Raw genomic sequence first — 12,864 nt, forward strand, 5'->3', positions numbered from 1 at the left:
GTGATCGCAATTACTCCTCGGGTGCGACCCCGGGCCGCACCAGCCACCAGCCCGCCGCCGCGCGGACCCCCGCCGGCAGGTCCGGCCTGCTCCGCACGTCCGCCAGGACGGACGTCGCGCCCTGCATCCCGGCCGCGTAGACCACGGCGCGCAGCACCTCCTCCGCGTCGTCGCGCCCGCTCCGCCGCCACGCGCCGCCGTGCCGGCGCACGGCCTGCGCGAACACCTCGGGACCGGTGCGCCCCGGCAGGTTCCCGAGGCCCACGGCCGCCTGCGCCGCCACCGCGGACGGCACCCGGCCGCCGAGCAGCGCCTCCAGCGCGCGCCGGTGCCCCGCGCCGCCGAGCGCGCCGAGCGCGAAGACCCGTTCGCCCAGCAGCGGTGACCGGCCGCCGGTCGCCGCCGCCGCGACCAGGTCGTCCGCCAGCGCGTCCCCCAGCGGACCGCCGAACGGGCTCGCCGCCAGCACGGCCGCCGCGCCCAGCCGCACGTCGACCTTCCCGCTGAAGAGCAGCTCGTCCACCAGCCGCGACAGCATGCGGTTCTCGCTCGCCGAGGTCCCCCTGGCGGTCACGTCGAGCGCCGCCTCCGCCGCGGTGGTGAGCGAGGCGACCACCGCCGCGCGTCCCGCCGCGACGTCCTGGTCGCCACGACCCGCTCCGACGGCCGGCCGCGTCCCGGGTGGCGCCAGCCTGGCCGCCAGGTCCACGGCCGCCGGCCGGACGTGCGCGGGCAGGTCCCGGTCGGCCAGGTGGGCGCGGACGAGCACGTCGAGCGCGGCGGCGTCGTCACCGCCGAACCGCCCCGCCTCGGCGGCCAGCTCGCAGACGGCCAGCGCGGCGTGCAGCGTCCGCTCGCTCGTCGGCGCGGCGACCTCCCCCACCAGCAACCGGGTCGAGTGCCGGTCGTGCACCAGCAGCATGAGCGGGTCGACGACGACCTGGCCGGCCGGGTCCGCGACCATCTCGGCCACCGCCGCGGCGATCGCGCCGCGGGCCACGGGATGGCCCTGCAACCTGCGCAGCGCCTCCCACCGGGGCAGGTAGGCGTACCAGCGCGAGACCGACATCTCGGCGAGCAGGCGGGTCGTGAGCAGGCCCCACATGGCCCTCGGCAGGTAGACGTGGGGCAGCGCGAGCACCCGCGCGCTCATCGCGTCCCAGTCCGCGCCGCGCACCGGTGCGTCCCCGAGGCACCGGTCGAGCAGGTCGTCGAGCTCGGAGGCGAGGCGCGCGTCCGGGACGAACCGGCGGTCCAGGCGCGGTGCGCCGGGCCGGACCGAGCGGACCTGGTGCACGGTGTCGACCGCGGCGCTGAGACGTCCGGCGGGCAGGCCGAGGACTTGCTCGTAGGAGCGGATCACGCGGTAGGGCACGGGCTGCACCCCGTTCTCCCACCGGGAGATCCGACTGGGCGTGACCGGACCCAGGTGGGCGGACAGGGCCGTGACGCAGTGCCGCGCCACGGCCAGGTCGGGGTCGTGCCCGTACAGCCTGCTCGTCCGCAGCAACCAGGCGATCCGGGTGCGGCAGGCGAAGCGGCCCTCGTCGTCGACCATCTTGTTGGGGCGCCCCGTGGTCACCCTGCCGGTCGACGTCAGCACGCTCCGCAGTATCGGCGTCGTTCCGGGACAGGCACAAGACGGCGATCGCCGGGTTGTTGCGCGGGCCGGCGCGGCCGGGCAACAACGCCGTCGTCCGGCCGCACCGGCGTTAGCGTCGGGTGCTCGGAGCCACGGAGGTGTCGACATGGGCAGGACCGTCCGGTGGGTGGCCGCGGTCGCGGTCGTGGTGGTGGGGTCCGCGGTCGCCGTCCCGGTCGCGGGAGCGGTCGTGGTGACCCCGGTGACCCCGGTGGCTTCGGTGGCTTCGGTCGGGGGAGCGCCCTCGGCGGACCTGGTCGAGCAGGTGACGCGGGCGGCGCGCGACCGGGTGGGAGCGGCGGAGGCCGCCCACCTGACCGGTGCCGAGGTGCGCGTGCTGCGGTCGGACCGGCGGCAGGCGTACGGCACGGTCGTGCTCACCACGCCGCCGGGCGCGGACGCGCTGCCGAGGGACTGGCTGTTCGTCGCCGAGCGCGACGGCGCGGGACCGGCCTGGCGGGTGGCCCTCGACGGGCAGCCCGCGTTCGCCGACCTCGCCGCGCGGTCCGGCGTGCTCTCGGAGCGGGAGAGCGGCGTGTTCGCCGCGCACGGCGGTCGGCTGGGCGCGGCGGTGAACGGCGACTACCGGACGGGCATGGGCCTGCCGTGGGCGATCGGCCAGTCGTGGACCGCGCTCGGCGGTCCGCACGCCCACGACGCGGGCAGCGGACCGTGGAGCTCGCTCGACCTGGCGGGCGGCGACCAGCGGGTGCTGGCCGTGCGGGACGGGCTGGCCTACACCCCGTGCGTCGGCATGATCAGGATTCTGCACCCCGACGGTTACGCCAGCCGCTACTACCACCTGTGGAACCACCTCCGGGCCGACGGGACGCCGGTGTCGGTGGGCACCCACCTGGGCGACACCGGGACGGAGATCGGGTGCGGCGGCGCCGCGAACGCGCGGCACGTGCACTTCTCCCTGATGCACAACGGGAACTTCGTCGGCATCGCCAACCACATCATCGGGAAGTGGTTGTTCCGCAACGGCGGCGCCCAGTACGGCGGCTCGGCGCTGCACGGCAGCCGTTCCGTCCCCGTGGGCGGCCAGGTGCACAACTACGGCGCGCTCGGCCGCACCCAGGGCATCGTCGACGCCAACGACCTGGCCACGGTGAACCGCCGCTCCGGCCCGGGAGTCGGCTACCCGGTGTCCGGCACGGTGGCCGACGGGGCGACCGTGAGCATCGCCTGCTCGGCCGACGGCACGAGCCACACCGGCAGGTGGGGGACCTCCAGCCTGTGGAACCGGCTCACCGACGGCACCTGGGTCAGCGACGCGTACGTCTACACGGGGCTGGCCGGTCCCGTGAACGGCCGGTGCGGCCCCTGAGCCACCCGCCGGCGGGCGATTCGTACGGGGTGCCACACGAACTCACGGTCGCCGTGGACCGAGGGTTCCGCGAGAGGGTCGGTCGCCGTCGTCCGGGGCGCCTCCGGACCTCCGGGCCCTGTGACGTCCGAGCGGATCGAGGAACCACGACGGAACCGCCGCCCTCGGTGATGTCCTGTGTCGGGCAGGAGGCACGCGGGCGGTGGATCGACCCGAGCGTCGGGGTTCACGGGGCGGTGAGCGCAAGGACGAGAAGTCGCGGGAAGCTCCCCGGTGCTTCGAGGAGGAGATCAAGTCTCGTCGCGTCGCGGCCGGACGGGGTGTGACGCGCTGGCTCCGGTCCGTCCTCCCGCCCGGTTTCACGATGACGGTCCACGGTCCTGAGGGGGCGGGTTCAGGCGGGGATCGAGGGAGGCGGGACCTCGGAGTGGGTGCCTTGGACGTGTACTACCTGTACGAGCACGGCGACGCTCCCATTGTGCTGTCCACTGCGGATGAAGTGGGTGACTCGGTCGACCGTGTTCGCGCCGAGTCTTCGCCGGCAGCGGCCATCCTGATGGACGTCCACTTGTCCGACGACCGTACGCGCAAGGGGCGGACATCGGTATCGCGGTTGATCACGGCGTGATCCGGTACTCCGGGCGTGGCCGCGCGGTGTCGTCAGCGCGGGCGAGGGGGGCGGTGGACGGCGAACCGCGTCGGTACTTCTACAGGGGGCACGAGCGAGTTCCCTCCGAACTCGGAGGTGTCGATCGACATGGCGGGCGTGGACGAGGGGGCCTGAGGTGGGAGGCTGCGGGGTGCGCTGACGCGGTACCTGCTGCCTCCGTCCACTCGCGAGGGAGATTTGTCGACAAGTAACCAGTGGCGGTGGACGCCGTGGAGCAGGAGTTGATCCGGACAATCCGCCGACCGGGGTGCGGCAGTGGCCGCCGAGCCGTCGCCAGGGGACCACGCGTCGGGCGTCCTCGTGCCGGGCGGGGTGCGACCGGCGGCGGGGGAGCGACCGACTCGGGGCAGGCGCACGACTGGTGGGCCTGAAGCGCCGGGACGCGAAGGAGGTGCGGCCGGTGCCGATCCCGCCGGTCCTGGTCGGCCTCTGCGGGACCGCCTCGACCGGTACGGCACCGGGCCGGACGCCCGTACGACCTGCGCCACGCGGCGGTCCCGCTCCGGCGGAACGGGGGTGTTCCGGCACCCGAGGTGGCGGAGCGTGCCGGCCACCCGGTGGACGTGCCGCCGAAGGTGTGCGCGAAGTGCATCGGAGGCCGGCGCGAGACGGTCGACAAGGAGGTCGGATCACTGCTCACTCGGTGAGTCGGATCACTTCCGGCCCTGTGCGGGAGACGCCCCGGAGGGCCGGCCTGATTCCGCGGACCCCGGCGGACAGAGGCGGATTCCGGCTGACGGCGACTGACGGAAAAGATCAGGCCCCGAGCGCGTTGCCGCTGCTCAGGGCCTGATTCACCCGGCGAAAGGTGAGTGCCCCCGGCAGGATTCGAACCTGCGACACACGGTTTAGGAAACCGATGCTCTATCCCCTGAGCTACGAGGGCGCGAGCGGCAGCCTACCCGGTCGGCCGGCAGCGGGGGACGGGTGGGTTGTCACTCGGCTGGGGGTAGGACGGTGCACCGGGGGTGAGTACCGGGGCCGGGCACTGCGACTGTCCGGGCGAAGTGGGGTACCCCGTCTTCTCCGGATCGGTTCCGTGAGGTACAGAAGGGGTTGTCCTCCCTCAGGGGTCGTCTCCCCCCAGGGGCGTCACCTCCCTCCGACGAAAGCCACCCCATGACCAGTCGACCCTGGCCTGACTTCCGTCCCGGCCCCATGGACTCCGCCCGCTCCTGGTGGAGACGGGTGCGCGCCAAGCCGGACGCCGAGGCTTACACGTTCGTGCCCTCTTCGACGTCGCACCAGCACCCCTTCGAGTCGCCGCTGCCCAGCGCCGTCTACGGGCTGGACTTCCACGCGAAGATGACGATCCACTGGCGGGTCGACCTGACGACCGGCGCGCGGCACAACGCGCCGCGCAGCGCGGCGATCAACGACGTCGTCCAGCGGGCCCGGGCGCTGACCGAGCGGGCGATGCTGGTGCACCACGCCCCGCTCCAGCACCAGCTCGGGGACGAGCTGGCGGCCGAGCGGCAGGTGGAGGGCACGCACGTCTGGGCACGCGCCGAGGGTGTCGTGCTGACCGTCGTGGAGGCCGATCTCCAGATGGCCCGCAAGCACATCGAGCTGCTCCAGACCACCACGATGCGCCAGGCCGAGCGGGACGCCGAGCGCGCCGAGATCAAGTACCTGCGCGACGAGGTGCTGACCGACCTGTCGAGCGCCACGATCTGGTGGCTCGTCCGCAACGGCTACCAGGTGGAGCAGGCCGTGCAGCTGAGCCGCCACCTGGCGGAGCTGGTCGGGATCGCCGCGAACCGCCGCGACCAGCACTGGGCCGACACCCTCGTGACGAGCTTCGAGAGCGCCCTCCCGCGCCTGGACGACGGCCACCGCACCGACGTCCGCCTGCACCTGGCCAAGGCGCTCGGCATCTACGGCGGCACGTCGGTGGCCGCCGAGTTCGCCGACCAGGTGGGCCTGCCGCCGGACACGCCGGCGAGCCTGCCGGCGCACGACGCCCCGGTGCGGCTCCCACCCCAGGGGTCCCCGCCGCACGGCCTGCCGGCCCACAACAACGGTCATCGGCCGCGCTCGTGATTCCCTAACCTGACGAGGTGACCCAGAACTTGACCGAGGTGCGTGGCGCGGCCGTCGCCGGCGCGCTGCGCGTCCTCGCCCGGCTGACGCCGTTCGTCGAACCCGAGCTGATCGGTCTGCGCGACGTGGTGCGCCCCGGCGACGTGTGCCTCGACGTCGGCGCCGCGCTCGGCCTCTACACCGTCACGCTGTCCCGCCTCGTAGGTCCACACGGGACGGTCCACAGCGTCGAGCCGCTGCTGTTCGCGCACCCGGCCCTGTCGTACCTGCTGCGCCCGCGCGAGGCGCGCAACGTGGTCCGGCACTCCGTGGCGCTCGGCGTCAGCGAGGGGCAGCACGTGATGAGCGTGCCGGTCCGCCACGGCACACCGGTCACCGGCCGCTCGTTCCTCACCGCGGGCGCGGACGGGCTCGGCTCCAACGAGGAGTTCACCGAGCACGTCGAGGTCCTCGTCCGCACGGACACGTTGGACCGGTTCTGCCGGGCCAACGCCATCGAGAGGCTGGACTTCGTCAAGGCCGACGTGGAGGGCGCGGAGCTGCGGGTGCTGGAGGGCGGCGCGGAGACCATCGAGCGGTTGCGGCCGACGCTGCTGCTGGAGGTCGAGGAGCGGCACGTGCTGCGCTTCGGCTACCGGGCGCGCGACGTGCAGGACTGGCTTGCCGAGCGCGGTTACTCGATGCACGCGTGGCGGCACAACGCGTGGCGGCGCGTGGACCGGATCGACGGCCGCGTGCGCAACTACCTGTTCAGGCCTTGACGGGCGGAGAGGTCCCGAGAAGGCGGAAGACCCCGGTCCCTGGGGGTGGACCGGGGTCTTCCTGTGGACCGGTCTACGAAACGTAGACCTCAAGCTCGTGAACCGAGTATCCGTAACCCGTGGCCCGTTGGATACCCGTCATTCGTACGAATCGTGCCGCAGAAGGTGCGAAGGACACAAGGTCCTGGCCGCCATCACTGGTGGAAGTCGCATACATCGTCCGCCACCGCACGCCATCGGATGACAACTCTATGCGATATCCCTTGGCATACGCGGCTTCCCACGACAGCACCACCCGACCCACCACGCGCACCGAACCCAGGTCCACCTGCAACCACTGGTGGTCCGACCAGTCGCTCGCCCAGCGGGTGTCCACCCTGCCGTCCACGGCGTGCGCGGGCGGCGACTCGTAGAGGCCGCGCTCGTGGCTGCCGGCGGTGGCCACCGCGCCCGCCGCGAGGTTCGCCACGGACGTCCCGCGGCGGGAGGGGAACTGCACGACCTGCTGGTACGTGGGCCGGTTCTGCCAGTTCACCTCGTCCTGCGTGATGCCGCCCATGGCGCGGTGCTGGATGGTGTCCGCGCACCACTGGTCGCCTGCCGCGCACGTGGCGTCACCGGGGTACACGGTGGTCGCGGGCACGGCCGCCGCCGCGCGCAGGCTGTCCAGCAGCACCTGGCGGCACGCGGCCACCGCGCCGCCGCCGCAGTAGCGCTGGTCGAGCGCGCCGTCCACGCGGTCGCCCAGCACGGCCCGCACATCCTTGTCCACGTAGCTCCACCAGCCGGTCTGGAACGAGGAGCCCTTGTGCGGCGCGGTGCCGTGCGTGTCCGACGGCGCCTCGTCGACCTGCGCGGCCCGGGTGAGCTGCCCGTAGAGGGCGTCGCCGAGACCGGGCTTGAACTGGGCCTCCACCAGGCGCGGCCACCACGCGTCGAGCACGCGGATCGCGTCGGCGTGGGCGTAGGCCCTGCTGCCCCGCGCGGTCTCCTTGCGCAGCGACCCCGACTGGAGCCAGGTCCGCAGCGAGGCCACGGTGGACGCGAGGGCCGGGTCGGTGACGGCGGCGGTGTCGATGACCCGCAGCAGGTCCGGCAGCACCTGCTCGGCCCGCAGGTCCGCCACGCCCGCCTCGGCCACGACCTTCGTCAACGACGCCCGGGTGACCGGTCCGCGCGCGATCAGCGCCCGCACGCGGTCGTCGAGCAGGTCGCCGCGGTGCACGGAGCCCATCGCGTAACCGGCCGCCGAGTAGTCCAGGGCCTGCTTGTTGTTCCAGCTGATGTAGTAGTCCTGGTTGACCGAGTTCGGGTGCTGCGCGAACGGCGTGTACGACGCGGTGTTGTCGTCCGGGTTCCAGCCCTCCCACTCGTAGGCGGGTTCGGCGCGCACCGGCAGGTGCGGGTCCACGGTGGCCTTGCGCACCGGGTTCGAGCCGGAGTTGAAGTACGCGGTGTCGCGCGAGTCCACGTAGAACCAGTTGAACGCGTAGCCGACGTGCTCGGCGGCGCGCTGGAAGTCGGCGGCGGACCGGATGGCGTCGGGGTCGTTGAACGCCTGGAACCCGATGATCGAGTCCACCTCGTGCAGGTAGGTCGAGCGCAGCGAGGTGTAGGCGACGAACCTGCCGCCCACCGTGGCGCGGCTCTGCACCAGCCCGTACTTCGTGCGGTACGCCCGCAGCGTGTACGACCCGGCGGGCGTGGGGTCGGCCACGGTGGGCTTCCACGCGTTCTTCCGCTCCAGCCGCTCCATCGGCAGGCACTGGCCGCGGAAGCGGTAGTGGACCGAGGACGCGGTGGGCGCGGCGCCGTTCGGCTCGCACAGCTCCACGGCGTAGGTGTCGGTGATGTCCTGCGAGGCGGACGTGGCGCTCCACGAGTAGTCGACGCCCCGGCCCAGCTGCACGTACATCGACACGCCCGCGAACGACACGCCGCGCGCCCGCAGGCCCGGGCCGTGCAGTTCCTGGAGCATGAGCAGCTGCGGCGCGAAGTACCCGGTCTGCGGGCCCCACACGGCGATCGGGTTGCCGCTGTCGGTGTGCGCGCCGGACACGGCGAGCGCGTTGGACATGCCCTGCTTGCGGGTCAGCAGGTCGCGCGGCAGCACGCCGTCGGCGAACAGCCCCTCCAGCGCCGCCAGGTCGGCCGGGACGTCCGCGGTGGACTGTCCGGACGAGACCTGGTCGTGCACCACGGGTTCCGGCGTGACGACGCCGCCGTCCGGCAGCGCCACGCCCTGCGGGGACGCGGGCGTCGTGCCGTAGGGGAAGCGCTGCCCGTCGTGCAGGGTGAGCACGGCCTCCGGGTCGTTCTGCTCGCGGAACGACCGCCACACCCGGTCGCCGACCTCGGCGCCGTAGCGGTTCTGCGCGGCGAGCTTCACCAGCGCGTTCTGCACCTCGCCGCCGCCGCCCGCGCCGAACAGCCCGCCGACCACGGCGGCGATGGCGACCAGGTCGGTCGGCTGGAACGGCCGGATGTCGTTCCAGTTGGTGATGGCGTCGGCGTGCCCGGTCAGCACGTACTCGCCGGGGAAGGTGCGCGACTTGACCGCCGCCGTGATGTAGGCGTTGATGCCCTCGACGTAGTCCTTCACGTCCTGGAGGGCCTGCGCGCCGCGCGCGCCCTTGGCGGCGACGGAGTCGATCTGGGCCTGGAGGTCGGCCTCGGTGTAGGGGATCTGGGTGTAGAAGCTCTGCTCCAGCGCCCGGTTGCCCTCGGCGCCGCCCGCGAAGCCGGACAGCTGCCCGCGCCCGAGGTGGCGGAACAGGTCCATCAGCCACAGCCGGTCCTGCGCGGCGGCGTAGCCCGCGCCGAACTCCGTCCCCGAGCGGGTGGTCCCGTGGATGTGGGGGACGCCGGTCGCCTTGTCGCGCACGATGGTGACGTCCGCGCGCGGTCGGATGGTGCTCTCGACCTGTCCGGCGGGGACGCCGAACGAGGCGTCGTTGAAGAAGGTGGCCAGCTGCTCGTTGGTCAGCCCGCCGTACCCGGACACCAGGGCGTCGTACTTGCCGATCTGGTCGGCGGAGTGCGCCGGGCGGGTGCCGAGGACCTGGTGGGCGAGGATGTCGGTGAGCGTGGCGTTGCCGTTCTGGCCGGGTGGCAGGACGTCGTGGCACTGGCCGAGGCAGTGGTCGTCCGGTGCGAACGCGCTGCTCCTGGGCTCCGGCGGGGGAGCGGCGGTGGCGGTGGCGGGGACGGTCACGGCGGTCGCGGCCAGCAGGACGACCGCGGCGATCGATCGGGCGGCTCTCCGCATGGCGCGAAGCTCCTTCCAGGCAGGGATCGTGTGACGCACGTTACTGTCCGGTACTCAATCGCGAAAGTGCTTCGCGTTTGATTCGCCCGTCCGGGTGTGACTCATTGACGGTTCACGAATAGGTTGGGAAAACAGTTCACATGACGCGACGCCGAACGTTCCTGACCGGTCTCGCCGGCGCGGGTGCGCTCGCGGGCCTGGGCGCGCTGCCCGCGAGCGCGGCCGCGTCGCCCGTCCTGCCGATCCGCAGCTGTGCCGACTGGGGCGCCCGGCCGCCCTCCGCGCCGACGACCACCGTCCACGTGCGCCCCGTCCGCATCCTGATCCACCACACCGCCTCGGCGAACTCCACCGACTTCTCCCAGGCGCACGCCTACGAGCACGCCCACTGGATCCAGGACCTGCACATGGACACCAACGGCTGGCTCGACTCCGGCCAGCACTTCACCAACAGCCGCGGCGGGTTCCTGATGGAGGGCAGGCACGGCAGCCTGGCGGCGCTGCGCGCGGGCGATCGCGTCGTCGAGGGCGCGCACTGCCCCGGCCAGAACACCGCCGCCATCGGCATCGAGAACGAGGGCACCTACCTCACCGTCGAACCGCCGCGCACCCAGTGGGACTCCCTGGTGTCCTTCTGCGTCTACACGTGCGAGCAGTACGGGATCGCCCCCGATCGGATCGACGGCCACCGCGACTACCGCGACACCCTGTGCCCGGGTGACCGGCTCTACGCGCTCCTGCCCCGACTGCGCTCGGAAGTCGCGGCGGTGCTGGCCTGACCTGGCAACTGTGAACAGGCGGCTACGGACTGCTTCCGTGGTGAGATAACGGTGAATTAACGTCAGCTTGCGTGCTCGTGCGCGATGCTGGACGGGTACGAGCACGAAACGCCAACTCGGGGAGGCGTCGTGATCAAGGTGATGCTGGCCGACGACGAAGACCTCGTCCGGTCCGGCCTCCGCATGATCCTCAGCAGCGCCGGCGACATCGAGGTCGTGGCCGAGTGCGACGACGGGCACCTGGTGGCCGACCTGGCGCGCCGGCACCGCCCGCACGTCGTGCTGCTGGACATCCGGATGCGGTCCTCCGACGGGCTCGTGGCGCTGCGCAGGCTGCGCGACCTGCCCGACCCGCCGAGGATCGCCATGCTCACCACGTTCGACGTGGACGAGTACGTCTCCGAGGCGCTGAGGCTGGGCGCGTCGGGCTTCCTGCTCAAGGACACCGAGCCGGAGCAGCTGGTCAAGGCGGTGCGCGACCTCGCGGTCGGCGGCGCCGTGCTCGACCCGGGTGTGGCGGCCCGCGTGCTGGCCGCCGTCGCCGACGGCGAACGGGCCGCCGAGCCCGCGCGCCGGCTGCTCGCCTCGCTGTCCGAGCGCGAGCGCGAGGTGCTGGTCCTCATCGGACAGGGCATGTCGAACGCCGAGATCGGCGGCACCCTGCACCTGTCCGAGGCGACCGTCAAGGGCTACGTGTCGTCCGTGCTGGGCAAGATCGGCGCGGTCAACCGGGTGCAGGCGGCGCTGGTCGCCTTCCGCGGCGGGCTGATCGCCTAGCCGGCCCCGCCCGGCCGCTAGACCCGCGGCCGGGCGTCCTCCTGGACCCCCACGCGGGGTTCCACCTCGACCCGGTTGCGGCCCTGGCGCTTGGCGCGGTAGAGCGCCATGTCCGCCGCCGCGAACAGCTGGTCCAGCTTGGCCGGCCCGGCCGCCACGCCGATGCTCACGGTGGGGCGCCGGGCCGAGCCGAGCACCACGGTCCAGTCGTGGCCGTCGACCGCGGCGCGGATGCGCTCGGCCACCGCCGGCCCCGCGTCGCGCGCGCCGCCGCCCGCGTCGCCGAGCAGCACCACGAACTCGTCGCCCGCCCACCGGGCCACCAGGTCCGCGGCCCGGCACTCGCGGCGCAGCAGCTGGGCGATCTCGCGCAGCGTCGCGTCGCCCGCCGCGTGGCCCGCGTCGTCGTTCACGCCCTTGAACCGGTCCACGTCGACCAGCACGAGCCACGGCACCCGGCCCTGGCCGGCCGTGCCCTCCAGCAGCCCGGACGCCGCCCGCTCCAGGCCGAGGCGGTTCGCCAGGCCGGTCAGCGGGTCGCGGGCCGCGGCCTCCTGCGCCGCCACCGCCAACCGCTGCGCCTGCACGGCCACCCGGCGCTGCTCCAGCGCCTGGCCCAGGCCCTCCTGCAACGTCTCCGTCGCGGTCTTGCCCGCCGCGACCGAGCAGCGCAGCGCCGCCGCCTCCCCCACGTGGTCGCCCATGCGGGCGCAGATGTCGGCGAGGTCCAGCGAGAAGCGCAGCAGCAGCGACGGGTCGTTGATGGCCTCCGACGCGGCGACGGCCCGGCTGGCCAGCGTGCGGGCCTCCACCAGGTCGTCCTGCTCGCGCCGCACGACGGCCAGCACCCAGTTGGACACCGCCGCCGCCCACTTGTCGTCGGCCTCGCGGGACTGCCGCAGCGTCTCGCGGGCGTGCTCCTCGGCCTCCTCCAGCTCGCCCACCCCGGCCAGCGAGCGGCTGTACGCGCCGAGCAGGGCGCGCTTCGCCTGCACGTCCTCGGCCAGCTCCAGGCCCTCCCGCAGGCACCGGCGGGCCTCCTCGAAGATGGCGGGCGCCAGCTCGGGCGGCGACGAGATCGCGCGGAAGTTCAGCGTGCCGCCGAGCCCCTGGAGGCACTGGGCGAGCACCTCGGGCACACCCGCCCGCCGGGCCACCGCCACCGACATCCGCATCATGTCCACCGCGGCCCGCCGGTTGCCGATGCCCTCCAGCAGGTAGGCCAGCGCGTGCATGGCCTGGGCGGCGGCCGGGTTGTCGCCCTGCTCGCCGTCCAGGTCGGTCCAGCCCTCGGCGGCCAGTTCCAGGGCCAGCGGGATGCGGCCCAGCCGCCACGCCAGCTTGGCCCGGTTCACCAGCACGAACGAGCGGACCCAGCGGTCGGCGCCCGGCGGCGTCCGGCTCACGAGCTGGTCGAACAGGCTGTTGGCCTCCTGGAGGCGGCCAGCGTTCAGCAACGCCTTGACCTCGAGGTCGTGCTGCGGCACCTGCCCCGCTACCAGCGGATCTCGCTGCTCCACTCGCGCTGACACTCCATTCCGACTCGGTGAGGCGGGTACGCGGTCCCCCTCACCGCCGGCACGGCCCCCACAGG

General features: G+C 73.3%; 9 protein-coding genes and 1 tRNA gene. 6 read left to right on the plus strand and 4 right to left on the minus strand.

Annotated elements, in window-relative coordinates:
• Positions 1–10: 10 nt before the first annotated feature.
• Positions 11–1,603: a helix-turn-helix domain-containing protein gene (locus CKY47_RS11530; RefSeq protein WP_306745718.1), complete on the minus strand. Its 1,593-nt coding sequence runs from the start codon at positions 1,601–1,603 to the stop codon at positions 11–13.
• Between the two features lie 145 nt (positions 1,604–1,748).
• On the opposite strand from CKY47_RS11530, the gene CKY47_RS11535 reads away from it, so the two are divergent.
• Positions 1,749–2,972, plus strand: a complete 1,224-nt coding sequence (locus CKY47_RS11535) for a peptidoglycan DD-metalloendopeptidase family protein (RefSeq protein ID WP_306745719.1) — start codon at positions 1,749–1,751, stop codon at positions 2,970–2,972.
• Between the two features lie 442 nt (positions 2,973–3,414).
• Entirely contained in the window at positions 3,415–3,600 is a 186-nt protein-coding gene (locus CKY47_RS11540) for a hypothetical protein (protein WP_306745720.1), read from the plus strand.
• An 855-nt stretch (positions 3,601–4,455) separates the two neighbouring features.
• On the opposite strand, the gene CKY47_RS11545 is transcribed toward CKY47_RS11540, so the two are convergent.
• Positions 4,456–4,528 (minus strand) — tRNA-Arg (locus CKY47_RS11545).
• Positions 4,529–4,830: 302 nt separating this feature from the next.
• Here CKY47_RS11545 and CKY47_RS11550 point away from each other — a divergent pair.
• Together CKY47_RS11550 and CKY47_RS11555 are read left to right on the plus strand one after the other, a co-directional pair.
• Complete coding sequence (locus CKY47_RS11550; RefSeq protein ID WP_306745721.1) at positions 4,831–5,685, plus strand: hypothetical protein; 855 nt, start codon at positions 4,831–4,833, stop codon at positions 5,683–5,685.
• Positions 5,686–5,702: 17 nt separating this feature from the next.
• Positions 5,703–6,446, plus strand: coding sequence for an FkbM family methyltransferase (locus CKY47_RS11555; RefSeq protein ID WP_306745722.1), 744 nt, complete (start codon positions 5,703–5,705; stop codon positions 6,444–6,446).
• Positions 6,447–6,519: 73 nt separating this feature from the next.
• On the opposite strand, the gene CKY47_RS11560 is transcribed toward CKY47_RS11555, so the two are convergent.
• Positions 6,520–9,714 (minus strand): penicillin acylase family protein, encoded by a 3,195-nt coding sequence (locus CKY47_RS11560; RefSeq protein ID WP_306745723.1) that lies wholly within the window; start codon positions 9,712–9,714, stop codon positions 6,520–6,522.
• A 140-nt stretch (positions 9,715–9,854) separates the two neighbouring features.
• Here CKY47_RS11560 and CKY47_RS11565 point away from each other — a divergent pair, with 140 nt between their 5' ends.
• Both CKY47_RS11565 and CKY47_RS11570 read left to right on the plus strand, forming a co-directional pair.
• Entirely contained in the window at positions 9,855–10,493 is a 639-nt protein-coding gene (locus tag CKY47_RS11565; protein ID WP_306745724.1) for a peptidoglycan recognition protein family protein, read from the plus strand.
• Positions 10,494–10,622: 129 nt separating this feature from the next.
• Complete coding sequence (locus CKY47_RS11570) at positions 10,623–11,270, plus strand: response regulator (RefSeq protein WP_306745725.1); 648 nt, start codon at positions 10,623–10,625, stop codon at positions 11,268–11,270.
• Positions 11,271–11,287: 17 nt separating this feature from the next.
• Here CKY47_RS11570 and CKY47_RS11575 read toward each other — a convergent pair whose 3' ends face one another.
• Positions 11,288–12,790, minus strand: a complete 1,503-nt coding sequence (locus CKY47_RS11575) for a GGDEF domain-containing protein (protein ID WP_306745726.1) — start codon at positions 12,788–12,790, stop codon at positions 11,288–11,290.
• Positions 12,791–12,864 lie beyond the last annotated feature (74 nt).

Source organism: Saccharothrix longispora, assembly GCF_030852425.1.
GTDB lineage: Bacteria > Actinomycetota > Actinomycetes > Mycobacteriales > Pseudonocardiaceae > Actinosynnema > Actinosynnema longispora.